Below are 14034 nucleotides of genomic sequence, written 5' to 3'. Positions count from 1 at the left end.
ACGGGGCTGCGCGGCGATGATAGATTGGCTGCCGGCGTTTTCTCTTTTCTCTGCAGACCCGTGAATCACAAGGACGGCTACCGTGGCCCAGCATGCATCTCTCACCCCAGCGTCTCTCCCCCTTCTCCCGCCCTTGTTGCAAGAACAGGCCTGGCGCCAGTGGCAACGGCTGCTCGACCTGAGCCCGGCCTATGGGGATCTGCCCAAAGAGCAGCAGCAGACCCTGCTCGTCTTGCTCGGTCTCTCGGACTTCATCGCCGATTCCCTTATCAAGCAGCCTGAACTGCTGGGGCTGACGCTCGGATCGGGGGATCTCGCACGGCAAGCACGCTGGCCTGCCTACGAGGGGGATCTCGCCGCCCTGCTTGGCGAGGTGAACGATGAGGAGACGCTCAAGCGGGTGCTGCGCCAGTTCAGGCGCAGCCGCATGCTGATGATCGCCTGGCGCGAACTGCTGGGGCAGGCCGAGGTGGAGGAGAGTTTCGTCCACCTGACCAAGTTGGCGGATGCGCTGATCTGCGGCGCCCGTGACTGGCTCTACGCCAAACAGTGCGCCGAGCTCGGCACCCCGGTGGATGGCAACGGGGATCCCCAGCCCCTGCTCATCCTCGGCATGGGCAAGCTCGGCGGCGGCGAGCTGAACTTCAGCTCCGACATCGACCTCATCTTCACCTTCCCGGAGAACGGCTACACGGTCGGCGGGCGGCGGGAGCTCGCGAATCAGCAGTTCTTCATCAAGCTCGGCCAGCGGCTGATCAACGCGCTGCATCAGAGCACGGTCGACGGCCAGGTATTTAGGGTCGACATGCGGCTGCGCCCCTTCGGCGAGGCGGGGCCGCTCGCCATCTCGTTTGCCGCCATGGAGGATTACTACCAGCACCATGGCCGCAACTGGGAGCGCTACGCCATGGTCAAGGCGCGGGTGCTGGGTAACCAATGTGAGCACGCCCAGGCCCTCACCGAGCTGCTACGCCCCTTCGTGTTTCGCCGCTACATCGACTTCGGGGTCATCGACGGCCTGCGCCAGATGAAGGCGATGATCGCCGCCGAGGTGCGCCGCAAGGGGCTGGAGGGCAACATCAAGCTCGGTGCCGGCGGTATTCGCGAGGTGGAATTTATCGCCCAGGCGCTGCAGCTCATTCGCGGCGGCCGTGAGCCTGCCCTGCGGGTGCGTCACCTGCCCGAAGCTCTGGCCGCCATCGCCCAGAGCGGTGCCCTGGAGCCCGAGCGCACCGAGCGGCTGCTCGGCGCCTACCGCTTCCTGCGCCGGGTCGAGAACATACTGCAGGAGATTGGCGATCAGCAGACCCAGACCCTGCCCACCGAGGAGCGGGATCGTCAACGGTTGATCGCCTCTCTGGGCTTTACCGATTGGCCCACCTTCATGACCCACCTCGATGAGGAAATGGCCACCGTCCACCTGGAGTTCGTCGCCGTGGTGGGGGAAGAGAAGGAGGCCCCCGCCCACCTGGAGCAACTCTGGCTCGATCTGTGGCGTACCGAGCTGGACGCCAGCGAACTGGAGACCTTGCTGGCCGGCCAGGGGGTAAGCGATCCGGCTCCGCTCTGCGCCGCCCTGCTGCGCTTTAAGGAAGAGTACAAGCGCCGCCAGGTCGGGCCCCAGGGGCGGATCGCCCTGGACTGGCTGATGCCCGAGCTGCTGCGGCTGGTGGTGGCGAGCCAGGAGCCAGCCCGCCTGTTCGAGCGAGTCTGCACCCTGCTGACCCGCATCTTCACCCGCAGCGCCTACCTGCAACTGCTGGCGGAAAACCCCGCCGCCCTGCGCCAGCTAGTTCGGCTCTGCGACGCCAGCCACCTGGTGAGCGAGCAGCTCGCCCGCTACCCCATACTGCTGGACGAACTGTTGGATCCCCAGCACCTCTACCACCCCACGCCCCTGGATCAGTACAAGCCCCAGCTGCGCCAGTTCCTGCTGCGCATCCCGGAAGAGGACGTGGAGCAGCAGATGGAGGCCCTGCGCCAGTTCAAGCAGGTGCAACTCTTGCGCATTGTCGCGGCCGACATCGCCGGCGCCCTGCCGCTGATGAAGGTGAGCGATCACCTCACCTGGCTGGCGGAGGCCATCACCGAGGAGGTGGTCAATCAGGCCTGGACCCAGATGAGTGAGCGCTACGGCGTGCCCCCCGAAGTCAGCAGCGACCGGCGCGGCTTCGCCGTGGTGGCCTACGGCAAGCTCGGCGGCATCGAGCTCGGCTACGGCTCGGATCTGGATCTGGTGTTCCTGCACGGCGGCGACCCCAACGGCTATACCGACGGTCGCAAACCCATCGACAGCCGCCAGTTCTACCTGCGCCTCGCCCAGCGCATCCTGCACCTGTTCAGCACCCGCACCCCGTCCGGCATCCTCTATGAGATCGACATGCGGCTGCGCCCCTCCGGCGACGCCGGCCTGCTGGTCTCATCCCTGTCTGCCTACGAGCAGTACCAGTTGCAGGAGGCCTGGACCTGGGAGCATCAGGCGCTGGTGCGGGCCCGCCCCATCTATGGGGACGACATCGTCATCGCTGAGTTTGCCCAGATCCGCCGCGCCGTGCTGGCCAAGGAGCGCGACCTGCCGACCCTGGCCAAGGAAGTGCGGGAGATGCGCCACAAGATGCGGGATCACCTGCTCAAGGCCGGCGAGGGGGAGTTCGATCTCAAACAGTCTCCCGGCGGCATGGTGGACATCGAATTTATCGCCCAGTACCTGGTGCTGGCCCACGCCAGTGGCGAGCCGGACGCCCTGACCCGCTGGTCCGATAACGTGCGCATCTTCGATGAGTGCGTGCTGACGGGGGTCTTGACCCTGGAGCAGGCAGAGGGGCTCAAACACGCCTATCTGGAGATCCGCAACCTCGGCCATCGCCTCAACCTGTCGGAGATCTCCCGCAAGGTCCGCGATGACCAGCTGCTGCCCGAGCGAGGCCTGGTCGAGGGGGTCTGGCAACAACTGCTGGGAGAGTGAAATCACCCCGGTTTGAACAATAAAAAGAGGGCGCCTTGGCGCCCTCTCTATGCTGAACTGATCCCTAACACCTTTCTATATATTTAACCTCTTTCTCAATAGTGGTGAGCTGGATCCTGTTTCCAACATTCACGCCTTGGCTTCCCATAGAACTTTGCTAACTATTGAGTCGAGATGAAATTTCCTCGTCTTTATCAGGAAGCCACAGAAAAACAGTGACGAATAAAAGTACCCACACAGCTATGTAGAGAGACAGATATGGACTTTTCAGAGCAACTTCAAAGCCTCGCCAAAAAAATCAGCCAGCAATCTGCCATGATCACGACTGAAGAAGCGACAAAGAATGCATTTGTAATGCCTTTTCTCAGCCGTGTACTCGGTTATGATGTATTTGATCCGACCGAAGTCATTCCTGAATTTACCGCAGATACTGGGATCAAAAAAGGAGAGAAGGTTGACTATGCCATTTTGAAGGACGGGCAGGTTCAAATTCTTGTTGAATGCAAGAAGTACAGTGAAAAGCTGTCAATGAAACACTCTGGTCAGCTCTTCCGATACTTCTCGGTCACCAATGCTCGAATTGGTATATTGACCAACGGCGCTCAGTACGAGTTCTATACCGATCTCGATGCCCCCAACAAGATGGACGAGAAGCCGTTTCTCACACTGGATCTGGAAGACATTGATGAACATGTGGTGCCAGAAGTACTCAAGTTAACCAAGAGTGCTTTTGACGTCGAGTCGGTCGTTGATGCTGCGGGTGAATTGAAGTATCTCAGTCAAATTAAAAAGCTGCTTGCTGAACAATTCAATTCGCCAGAGGAAGACTTCGTAAGATTTTTTGCTTCCAGAATATATGATGGAGTTTTGACCGCAAAGGTAAAACAGTCCTTTACCGACATAACCAAAAAGGCCCTCATTCAATTCCTCAACGACAGTATCAATGCAAGATTGAAGTCTGCAATTGGTAGCAGTATTAGCACTGCATCAATTCAGCATGTTGCTGACAATAACCAATCAGATGATGAAACTGATTCTTCCAATAACAATGCAGAGAAATCGAAGGTTGATACTAGCATTGAGGAAATAGAAGGATTTAATGTTGTCAAAGCGATTCTTCGACAACAATTCGAGGTAACACGGATTGCAGCAAGAGACACCCAGAGCTATTTCGGCGTGCTGCTGGATGATAACAATCGCAAACCACTGTGCAGGCTGCACTTCAACGCCAAACAGAAATACATTGGGCTGTTTGATGAGAACAAAAAAGAGACCAGACATCCCATAGGCTCGGTCGATGAAATATTTACCCTTGCAGACCAACTGCTGACAGCCACCGCCGTCTATGAATAGCCAAAGATTGGGGAAGGGCAGCCTTTCCCAAGTCTCTTAGCGCCGCCGACCACGCCGATAAAGGTGCCAGTGACGCAGTAGGCTTCATAGGACAACCACCAGGTGATGAGTCAAGAAGGTTTCATCCACTGCCACAGCCCCCTCTTCCCTAGATGACGGCCCTCACAATGAGGGCCGACTTCAAGATAAGCCTTCCAACACCTGATGGGGACAGAGCCTTTCATTATGTGGATCATCTCCCACTGGCGTCTCAGTTTATCTTGCCCATCTCGATGGCGAAGCTGGTGGCCAGCTGGGCGAACTTGAGGGCATGGGCGGCCGAGGGATCCGAGTTCTGCAAGTTGTCCTGGGCGGTGTGGATGTTGGGGTTGTAGTCGTTGAAGCGCGACTCGAACGGCATGGCGGCCGGGTAGCCCTGATTGTGCCAGGAGGCGTGATCCGAGCAGCCGTAACCACAGCTGTCGTAGCCGTAGCGGATCTGGGGCAGATAAGCATCGAGCAGCTGGGCCAAGTAGCCGGTCAGCCCCTTGTCGGTGTAGTCGGTCATGAAGACGATGTCTTCCGCCGAGCCCTGATAGTTGGTCATGTCCAGCTGCAGCGCCGCCAGCACCTTGGTGTTGGCTGCCTTGTAGCGGGTGGCGATGTCCTTGGAGCCGCGCAGCCCCACCTCTTCCGCCGCATAGCCGATGAACTGCAGGGTGCGCTCCGGCTGGCGGCCCTGCTCGGCGATGACCCGCAGCACCTCGGTCAGGGTGGCGATGCCGGAGGCATCGTCGTCGGCACCCGGCGCCAGGGTGCGGCTGTTGGGGGCGGAGCCTGCGGTGGAGTCGAGGTGGCCGCCGAGCACAACCACTTCGTCCGGGTAGCGGCTGCCCTTGAGGGTTAGCACCACGGATTGCTGTGGATAGCCGCTGTGCTTGACCCGACTGACGCTGGCCCAGGGCAGGGCGGCGCTCAGACTCTGCCACTGACCGGCCACCCAGTCGGCCGACTGTACCCCTGTGGTGGTGGTGTAGTAGCGGTTACGCCAGCTCGCGAGCTGGCTGATGGTGCCGACTATGTTGCCCTGATCCAGATAGGGCAACAGCCGGGTGACGCTGGCCCCCTGGGTCAGCGGCGGGGCGCTGAACAGGTTCTGGCTGATGGGCTGGGCCATGCTCTGCAGGGCGTCGGCCAGGGTGCTGTGTACCACGTAGCCGCCGCAGCGCTGATGACCTTCGTGCATCAGGTGGGAAAGAGTGCCGAGTTCGCTTGCCTCGACCTGGGCCAGCTGGATCGGGGCGCCGCTGGCACTGAACAATGGGGTCAGCTTGGCCTTGACCTGCTTGAGTTCGACGCCGCTGTCGGCACCGACCGTGATCCAGACGGGTTCGGCGGCTTGTGCGGCGAGGGGCAGCAAGGGGAGCAAGAGGGCGGTCAACAAGGGTTTCATATCGGATCCTTCCAGATAGAGTTGAAGGCAAGTATGCCAAATGGGTGTCATAAGACGACTGGCCCAGTCTAGCCAAGGGGGAATGCGCGTGGATTTGCCCATCTGATGTGGCCAACCCCCCGTCCGGTAGGGGCAACTGCAGGATCTGCTGTCTACTGCGCCGGTTCGAGGGAGGCTGACGGAGCTTTGTGCTGGCGAGGGTGCTCCACACAGCGTGCCCACCGGACAGGACGATGGCAGCCCAGGCTGGGGGGCTGACAAAGGGAGTCAAACTGTGCCATGTCGGTGCGAATAGCCGGGGGCAGGCAGCAACGACATGCTTGCAACTGAATGGTCAATGAAGCCCTCGGATGGGGGGCGACCAGCTCATGTTGATGAGCAACAGGGCGTTGGCGCAAGGTCTGTCATGGGAAGAGGGGCTGCTGGTGTTGAAAGGCAGAGGAGCCATGAAGCCCCCACGGTAAGGTCCTGCTTCAAGATTGGCTTTTCAACACCTGATGGGGTGGAGCCATAACGTTGGACCCCAAAGTCCAAGGCTGACAAAGCTTTACCTCAAGGCGATCTCTCGCTTCCCCTCAAGGCTGCCTTGGCGAGAGATGCCCTCAAACAGGTTACTCCCGCTCCGGGATGGCGGCCTTGCTGCGACGATCGCTGATCCACTGTTTCACCTCGATGGTGAAGGTATCTGGGGCTTTGCGGTACATCTTGCGCACCAGGTCAAGGATGCTGCAGCGGGCCAACTCCTCTTCCATGCGCTGTTGGGCACCATCCATGACGGCGCGAACACCGCAGGGGCCATCGCAGGCCCAGGCGGGGGGCGTCTCGTCAAACAGGGCCAGTCGCTGGCGGATCTCGCGACATTCAAATAGCGATTTGTCCCCGTCGATGGCCTGCACCACATCCAGCACAGTGATCAGCTCGCTGGCCCGGGCGAGTCGAAATCCTCCCCCCTTGCCTTCCGAGCTCACCACCAGCCCCGCCCGGGAGAGACGGGTAAAGATCTTGGCCAGGTAGTCGTACGGCACGTTCTGCAATTCTGCCATTTCGCGCACGCTCAGCTCACGCTCGTTGCCTTTCGCATCGACCATGCTCATCAGGCTGTGAATGCCGTATTCCACACCAGAACTGTAAAACGCCATTGCTTGCTCCATCTCGTTCGTCCTGCCGATGGTACAGCAGATACTCAGAAAGATCTTGTCGCAGTTAACTCGGATAAGTATAGTCGCAGATATCGAGGCGAATCAGCCTGTACCTTTGGAAGGGAAAAACATGAAGCAACGTATTCTTATCATCGGCAGTGGTTTTGCCGGCATGTGGGCCGCCGTCGGTGCCGCGCGTCTGGCGCATCTCCAGGGCAGCCATGAGCTGGAGATAGCCGTGCTCTCCCCCCAGCCCGAACTGCGGGTCAGGCCCCGTTTTTATGAGGCGAACGTGGCCTCGCTGACCGCCGATCTGAGGCCCTTGTTCGAGGCCCTCGATATCCGTTTCATTGCCGGCAGTGCTGAACGGGTGGAGTGCCAGGAAAACCGGGTCTGGTATCGCAATGCTCAAGCCGAGATGACCTGCATTGCCTACGATCGTCTGGTACTCGCCGGCGGCAGCCAGCTGCACAACTTCGGCGTCAAGGGCATCGCCGAATATGGATTCGACATCGATCAGCTGGAGACGGCGCAGCGCCTCGAAACGCATCTGAATGCCCTGCCAACCCAGCCAGACAGCCCGGCACGCAACACAGTCGTGGTCTGTGGTGGCGGCTTTACCGGGATCGAGCTGGCCACCGAACTGCCTTCACGACTCAAGGCCCTGTTAGGCGCCAATACGAATACCAAAGCAGTCGTAGTAGAGCGTAGTTCTGTCGTCGGTGGCCAGTACAGTGAGGCGCTGCGCGAGGTGATCCGCAACGCCTGCGATGAGCTGGGTGTGGAGTGGCGACTGAAGACGGGCGTGGAAGTGGTGGATGCCACCGGGGTGACGCTGCAAGATGGCAGCCGGATTGATGCGGCCACCGTGATCTGGACCGCCGGGGTCAAAGCCAGTTCGCTGGGGGAATCCATCGTCGCCGAGCGCGATGCGCAAGGGCGCTTTATCGTCACGCCGGAGCTGCAGATCCCGGGTCACCCGAATATCTACGCCACTGGCGACATGGCCCATGCCAAGACGGATGACCTTGGCAACACGGCGCTGATGACCTGCCAGCACGCCATCCAGTTGGGGAAATTCGCCGGACACAACGTCGCCGCCAGCCTGCTGGGGGTCACTCCACTGCCCTATCGCCAGGTCAACTATGTGACCTGCCTTGATCTGGGGGCCTGGGGTGCCGTCTATACCGAAGGCTGGGATCAGCAGGTAAAACTGGTTCGCGAAGAAGCGAAGAAACTCAAGATAGCCATCACCAACGAGCTGATTTATCCGCCCAAGCCTAATCGCGACGAGGCCTTTGCCGCCGCCGATCCCCTGGCCAAGTTTGTTTGATTGCCCATCAGTCCCAGAGTGCGAGTCAGGCAGTAACCTGACTCGCACTCATTTCAACTGAGCGAGGGTCTGACTCAATCACTGTGCAGACGACACCTCAATGCCGAGCAGACATGGGGCTGCTTGTTGCGAACAAACCGTTGAGAACAAACAAGAGACCAGGCACCCCATAGCGTCAGTCGTGAAATAGTGACCTTTGCGGATCAACGACTGATGGCCCCCGTCTATAAACCCTCAGGGTTTGGGGAAGATCAGCCTTCCCCACACCTCTCAACGTCCGCCCGCCACATCGATAAAGGTGCCGGTGGCATAGGAGGCCTCATCCGACAACAGCCAGGCGATGGCGGCAGCGACCTCCACTGGCTGACCACCTCGCAGCAGTGGAATATTTCCCTTGATGCGATCCACCCGGCCGGGTTCACCGCCATCGCCGTGCATGTCGGTGTAGATAAACCCGGGCCTCACCCCGTTGACCCGGATCCCCTGGGCCGCCACCTCCAGGGACAAGCCCTTGGTCAGCACGTCGATGGCCCCTTTGGAGGCGGCATAATCCACATACTCACCGGCGGAGCTGAGGCGCGCGGCGGCGGAGGAGACGTTGACGATGGCGCCTCCGGCTGTCATCCGGCGCACCGCCTCCCGGCAGCAGAGGAAATAGCTGGTGACATTGGTGGTCAGGGTCTTGTTGATGCGCTCGGCGCTCATCTCCAGCACCCGCATCTGTGGCTGCAAGATGCCGGCGTTGTTCACCAGATGGGTGATGGGGCCGAGCCGCTGGTCCATCTCCTCGAACAGCCGCACCACCTCGACCTCGATGCTGACGTCCGCCTGCAGCGCAATGCAGGCCACCCCATGACGCTCACGGATCTCGGCCACCAGCGCCTCTGCGGCCTCACGGCCCTGGCGATAGTTGAGGCAGAGATCATAGCCCTGCCCCGCCAGATGACGGGCGGTTGCCGCCCCTATTCCCCGGCTACCGCCGGTGATCAATGCCCTCTTGCTCACCTCACCTCCCTGTTTATTGTGCTCATTGTCTGCCCAGATACTACCCCAGCAGATCTGACGCGCAACGGGCGAAATGGGTATCGATCAGACCATGAGCACCGCCGTGCCAGCCTATGACCAACGGGCATTCCACCCGGGTGTGCAAAAAAGATGCATGTGATTTGAATGTAAATCGCGCTCGCCACGGTCTTGTTCAATGAGCGTCGTCATCGGGGCTCAGAGTGATCCAAGGGTTCGAACCGGATCGTAATAGGGTCAGTGAGCCACACCTCCCTGAACGCAGTACCGGAGGCCGCGCCTCACCCGATGACGTCACACGGACACTCGGCCAATACGGGCAGAGTGACGACATGACCAAGGAGAACAAGATGCACGCAACCCGCAAAACCCTCAACTGTCTGGCCGGTGCCGCTCTGGCCATGGCCGCCGTCTCCCTCTCCGGTGCCGCCATGGCCGCCAATACCGGACAACACGGTGAAGATCAGGTGCAGTGCTGGGGAGTGAACAGCTGCAAGGGCCACAACGACTGCAAGACCGCCAAGAACAGCTGCAAGGGACAGGGCGCCTGCAAGGGCCAGGGCTTCCTCAGCATGACCCGGGAAGAGTGCAACGCCAAGGGCGGGAAAACTCGCTAAGCTGACCACTAGCTCTTGCCATGGCCGGTCCCTGCGAGGGGTTACCGGCCTGTTTTTTAAGGCCTCTCAACCAAGGAGTCTGGATGCACCACTTCCCCTGGCTTGGCTTCGGTCTCGGGCTCAGGCCCCCCCACTTTCAGGATGTACTGGATGGCGCAAAAGGCGTCGACTGGTTCGAGATCCTGTCGGAGAACTTCATGGTAGCGGGGGGCAAGCCGCGCCATTATCTCGATCGCGTGCGCGCCGATTACCCCATCGTCATGCACGGGGTCTCCATGAACATAGGCTCCACCGACCCCCTCGACATGGACTACCTCGCCCGCCTGCGGGAACTGATGCGCAGCATAGAGCCCGTCTGGCTGTCGGATCATCTCTGCTGGACCGGCGCGGGCGGCCAGAACAGCCATGACCTGCTCCCCCTCCCCCTGACGGATGCAGTGCTGACCCACCTGATCGATCGCATCGATGGGGTGCAGAACTACCTCGGTCGTCCCCTGGTGCTGGAGAACGCCTCCACCTACCTCGCCTTCCCGAGGGACGAATATCTGGAGCAGGACTTTCTCAACCAGCTCAGTCGGCAGAGCGGATGCAAGCTGCTGCTCGACATCAACAACATCTATGTGAGCAGCCGCAACCACGGCTTCGATGCCAACGCCTATCTGGACGAGATCGATACCCAGGCCGTGGTGCAGTTCCACCTCGCCGGTCACAGCGACTATGGCGACTACGTCATCGATACCCATGACCACCCCATAGTCGATCCGGTCTGGTCCCTGTTCGAGCGGGCGGTGCGCCGCTTCGGCCCCGTCAGCACCATGATAGAGCGCGACGATCATATTCCACCTTTCGCTGAGCTGGTGGCGGAGCTGAACCAGGCCAGGCGCATCGCCTCCCCCCACTGGCCCACCGGCAAGGTCCATCGCGAGGTGCCCCATGCCAGTGCCCGCTGAACTGCAAGCCCTGCTGCAGGCCTTTATGCAGGGCCTGTTGCAACAATCCGACTCTCCACCCGTTCCCCTGGTCGCAGGCCACCTGTCCGCCGAACTGCGCTGGCAGATCTATGCCAACGCCTACCAGAGCCGGCTGCTGGAATGCCTGCAGGAGGATTTCGAGCAGACCTGGGCCTATGTGGGAGATGAGCTGTTCGAGCAGTGCTGCCTCGGCTATCTGGCACAGCACCCGCCCCGCAGCTGGACCCTGAGGGCACTGGGGGCGGGCTTCCCCCACTACCTCGAACGGACCCTCGCCGAACACCCCCAGGTGGCGGAACTCGCCGACTTCGAGTGGCGCCTTCGCGCCGCCTTCGATGCCGCCGATGCAAAGCCTCTGACCCTGAGCGAGATCCAGCGCCAACCCGCCGACAGCTGGCCCGGCATACGCTTCGTGCCGGTGCCGTCGGCCAACCTGCATCCCCAGCACTTCAATACCCTGGCGGTGTGGAAGGCGCTCAAGGACGAGCAGGCGCCGCCTCCCCCCCAGTATCAAGAACACCCAAGCCTCTGCCTCATCTGGCGAGACGGCGAGCGCCTGAGCCGTTATCGCAGCCTGGGCCCCGACGAAGCCATGGCGGTGCAGGATCTGTTTCGGCGGGAAACCTTCGCCAGCCTCTGCCTGCACCTGGGAGAGCGACTCGGGGAAGAGGTGGCCGCCTTTCGGGCCGGCTGCTTCCTGCAGCTCTGGCTGGCCGAGGGGCTGATCGGCGGATGTCGGCAGGATTGACCCTTGGCACAAAAAACGGGCCCAAGGGCCCGTTGTCATGAATACGTGATGCGAAGCCAGGCTACTTGAACAGCCCCTTGAGCAGCTGATCCGCCGCCCCCTTGATCCCCTCGTCGTCGGCCTTGTCCCCCAACAACTTTTTGAGACCGCGCTCGGCCTCCTTCTTGGCCTTCTCCTCCAGCACCTTGTTGTTGCTGAGCAGCGCCTTCACATCCAACTTGTAGCTGGGCGCCTGCCAGTGGCCGCCGATGTGCACCGGGATAGTGATGTCGTTGAGTTCATCCACCGTCTTGCCCCCCTGGCCCTTGCTGCTCTCCACCACAGAGGTGAGGAAGAGGAAGTCGAGGGTCTCGGGCACTAGGGCGGTCTGACCCTGACCCTGTACCCGCAGGGCCGGAGCCGCCAGCTGGATGTCGTCACTGCGGGCGATGCCATTCGCTATCTGGAAGCGGGCGCTGAGATCGCTGAAGTCGGTCTTGCGCGCCTCGTTCACCTGCTCGGCGCCCTTGCCGGTCAGGATGGCCCGCGCCTCGCGGATCATCTGGGCCAGGTTGATGCCGTGCAGGGCACCGTCGCTCAGCTTCAGACTCATAGTGCCCTGCATCTGGCTGCGCAGGGCCTGCTCGGAGAGGCCGCGCCCCTGCACCTGGATATCCAGATCCCCCTTGCCCTCCAGTCGGTCGTTCTGGCCCAGGGTCTGCAACAGCGGGCGTATCTCCACCCCCTGGATCTGCTTGTGCACCCGGTAGCTGGCGGGTTGCTGACGGGCATCGAGCACTCCGCTGGCACTCACCTGACCACCGGCCACGCCGGCATTGAACTGCTTGAGGTTGAGCTCACCGCCGCTTAAGGCCAGTTGCAGATCGACGGCGCTCAAATCCAGCCCCTTCACCTTCAGGTTGCCCAGTTGCAGTCGACCCGCCAGATCGACCAGCTTGAGGGCACTCAAGTCCGGCTCTGCCGTGGACAGGGACTGAGCCGAGGGGGCTGACTTGGCCGCTGCGCCCTGCTCACCCGCCGACACTGTGGCCGGTGCGGCAGAAGATGCGGCAGTATTGGCCCCGTCCTGCTTGCCGAGCCAGGCGTCGAGATCCAGCTTGTCTCCCTTGAGATCGAACTCGACCCTGGGCACGGCAGCGAGTTTCACCACGCCATTGCCACTCAACAAGGCATCATCGGCCCCCATCACCAGGTTGGTCAGGGTGACAGTTTGCTTGTCCAGCTCCGCGCGGGCGAAGCCCGCCAGCTTGAGGGAGAGGGGCGAGCGCGGCAGGCCCTCCCCGCTCAGCTTGGCGGCCAGCACCGCATCCGAGACCTCTACCAGTTGCAGGCTCTCGTCGACCTTCGCCTTGAGGGTGCCATCCAGCGTACCGGCCAGAGTCGGCTTGGCCACCTCCCCCTGGGCACCGTTCAGACTCAGGGTCAGGCTGCTCCACTCCCCCAGCGCCAGGCGATCCGCCTTGAGGGAGAAGTCATCCAGCCGCTGCTTGGGGTCGCTCAGGCTGCCGCTGAGCGACAGATCCTTGAGCTCGCTCTCCTTCTCATCCCGGGCCAGTTTGATCTCGGCCTGGCCCTTGATGTCGAAGGCCAGCTCACCCCGCGCCCCCTTGGCGGCAAGGGTCACCGGCACCCACTCCCCCAGGGTCAGCTGACCCAGGTTGAGATCCAGGCGCTCGAGACGAGAGCTGACGCCGCTGCGATCGTCCTGCACCAGTGCGCTGGCCTGCTCGAGGGAGACCCCCTTGAGGGTGACTTGCCAGGGCTGCGACTCGTCGGCAGGGCTGGCGGGGGCCGCTTCGCTCGCACCGACCTCCTTGCCTTCATCCTTGACCAGATCCGTCAGGTTGCTGCTGCCGTCAGACTTGGTCTGGATGAAGAGATGGGCACCGCTCAGGGTCACCTCGCCTATCTCCAGCCGATGGGAGAGCAGAGGCAAGAGTGCCACCGAGGCATCCCCCTTCTCGACCCGCACCAGATCAGGCTCGGCGAAACCGGCGGGATTGCGCAGGGCCACCCGCTCGAAGCTCAGGCCAAGGCTCGGCCAGAAGCGCCAGCCGATGTTTCCCTCCATCACCAGCTCGCGGCCCGTGTTCTTCTTCACCTGATCCGCCAGCTGGGGCTTGAACTGGTTCGGGTCGATCAGGCTGACCAGGGCGACGATGGCCACCAGGGCGGCCAGCGCCAGCCCCAGCAGTATGTAGACGATCTTCTTCACGATGACTTCCTCAATGCAGATCCTGCGGCTGACTATACCACCGGGGGGATAGCAGAGGGCAAGACGGAGCCAAAACCGGCAAATGGCGAGACAGGGATGGTCGCGCCCAGCCTCTGGACGGGGCCCATACAACGAAAAGGGCCCCCTGGGGCCCTTGGTCAGATCGACACGGCTGATACCAGCCCTTTCACCCCGCTCAGGGTTGCAACGGCAGTTGTCGGTAGCCCATCTCAGACTG

Annotated in this window: 10 protein-coding genes; 6 read left to right on the top strand and 4 right to left on the bottom strand. The window is 61.5% G+C overall.

The window, feature by feature from the left end:
• Positions 1 to 82 precede the first annotated feature (82 nt).
• Both glnE and ACT5M9_RS15200 read left to right on the top strand, forming a co-directional pair.
• Positions 83 to 2965, top strand: a complete 2883-nt coding sequence (gene glnE / locus ACT5M9_RS15205) for a bifunctional [glutamate--ammonia ligase]-adenylyl-L-tyrosine phosphorylase/[glutamate--ammonia-ligase] adenylyltransferase (RefSeq protein ID WP_457982315.1) — start codon at positions 83 to 85, stop codon at positions 2963 to 2965.
• Positions 2966 to 3223: 258 nt separating this feature from the next.
• On the top strand, positions 3224 to 4318 hold the full coding sequence (locus ACT5M9_RS15200; RefSeq protein ID WP_457982313.1) for a type I restriction endonuclease: 1095 nt from the start codon (positions 3224 to 3226) through the stop codon (positions 4316 to 4318).
• Between the two features lie 250 nt (positions 4319 to 4568).
• Here the strand turns inward: ACT5M9_RS15200 and ACT5M9_RS15195 are convergent, their stop codons facing one another.
• Positions 4569 to 5750 (bottom strand): M28 family metallopeptidase, encoded by a 1182-nt coding sequence (locus tag ACT5M9_RS15195; protein WP_457982311.1) that lies wholly within the window; start codon positions 5748 to 5750, stop codon positions 4569 to 4571.
• A 611-nt stretch (positions 5751 to 6361) separates the two neighbouring features.
• Positions 6362 to 6889 carry an RrF2 family transcriptional regulator gene (locus ACT5M9_RS15190; RefSeq protein ID WP_457982310.1) on the bottom strand — a complete coding sequence of 176 codons (528 nt, stop codon included), beginning with the start codon at positions 6887 to 6889 and terminating at the stop codon, positions 6362 to 6364.
• A gap of 130 nt (positions 6890 to 7019) precedes the next feature.
• On the opposite strand from ACT5M9_RS15190, the gene ACT5M9_RS15185 reads away from it, so the two are divergent.
• Entirely contained in the window at positions 7020 to 8222 is a 1203-nt protein-coding gene (locus ACT5M9_RS15185; protein ID WP_457982309.1) for an NAD(P)/FAD-dependent oxidoreductase, read from the top strand.
• 270 nt (positions 8223 to 8492) lie between these two features.
• Here the strand turns inward: ACT5M9_RS15185 and ACT5M9_RS15180 are convergent, their stop codons facing one another.
• On the bottom strand, positions 8493 to 9227 hold the full coding sequence (locus ACT5M9_RS15180) for an SDR family oxidoreductase (RefSeq protein ID WP_457982308.1): 735 nt from the start codon (positions 9225 to 9227) through the stop codon (positions 8493 to 8495).
• 368 nt (positions 9228 to 9595) lie between these two features.
• On the opposite strand from ACT5M9_RS15180, the gene bufA2 reads away from it, so the two are divergent.
• From bufA2 to ACT5M9_RS15165, 3 genes are all read left to right on the top strand, one after another.
• On the top strand, positions 9596 to 9862 hold the full coding sequence (bufA2, locus tag ACT5M9_RS15175) for a BufA2 family periplasmic bufferin-type metallophore (RefSeq protein ID WP_438549246.1): 267 nt from the start codon (positions 9596 to 9598) through the stop codon (positions 9860 to 9862).
• 83 nt (positions 9863 to 9945) lie between these two features.
• Positions 9946 to 10812 carry an MNIO family bufferin maturase gene (gene bufB, locus ACT5M9_RS15170; protein WP_457982307.1) on the top strand — a complete coding sequence of 289 codons (867 nt, stop codon included), beginning with the start codon at positions 9946 to 9948 and terminating at the stop codon, positions 10810 to 10812.
• Entirely contained in the window at positions 10796 to 11581 is a 786-nt protein-coding gene (locus ACT5M9_RS15165) for an HvfC/BufC family peptide modification chaperone (RefSeq protein WP_457982305.1), read from the top strand. Before bufB ends, ACT5M9_RS15165 begins: the two co-directional genes overlap by 17 nt.
• A gap of 61 nt (positions 11582 to 11642) precedes the next feature.
• On the opposite strand, the gene ACT5M9_RS15160 is transcribed toward ACT5M9_RS15165, so the two are convergent.
• Complete coding sequence (locus ACT5M9_RS15160; RefSeq protein WP_457982304.1) at positions 11643 to 13796, bottom strand: AsmA family protein; 2154 nt, start codon at positions 13794 to 13796, stop codon at positions 11643 to 11645.
• Positions 13797 to 14034 lie beyond the last annotated feature (238 nt).

Source organism: Aeromonas sp. AE23HZ002T15 (assembly GCF_054165525.2).
The sequence above is the reverse complement of the archived record's forward strand: the minus strand, read 5'-3'. Positions and strand labels throughout refer to the sequence as shown.

What these genes read in the sequence shown, in the direction of transcription:
- ACT5M9_RS15195 (WP_457982311.1), bottom strand. Translation starts at nt 5,750, where the DNA reads ATGAAACCCTTGTTGACCGCCCTCTTGCTCCCCTTGCTGCCCCTCGCC.
- ACT5M9_RS15185 (WP_457982309.1), top strand. Translation starts at nt 7,020, where the DNA reads ATGAAGCAACGTATTCTTATCATCGGCAGTGGTTTTGCCGGCATGTGG.
- bufB (WP_457982307.1), top strand. Translation starts at nt 9,946, where the DNA reads ATGCACCACTTCCCCTGGCTTGGCTTCGGTCTCGGGCTCAGGCCCCCC.
- bufA2 (WP_438549246.1), top strand. Translation starts at nt 9,596, where the DNA reads ATGCACGCAACCCGCAAAACCCTCAACTGTCTGGCCGGTGCCGCTCTG.
- ACT5M9_RS15190 (WP_457982310.1), bottom strand. Translation starts at nt 6,889, where the DNA reads ATGGCGTTTTACAGTTCTGGTGTGGAATACGGCATTCACAGCCTGATG.
- ACT5M9_RS15200 (WP_457982313.1), top strand. Translation starts at nt 3,224, where the DNA reads ATGGACTTTTCAGAGCAACTTCAAAGCCTCGCCAAAAAAATCAGCCAG.
- ACT5M9_RS15165 (WP_457982305.1), top strand. Translation starts at nt 10,796, where the DNA reads ATGCCAGTGCCCGCTGAACTGCAAGCCCTGCTGCAGGCCTTTATGCAG.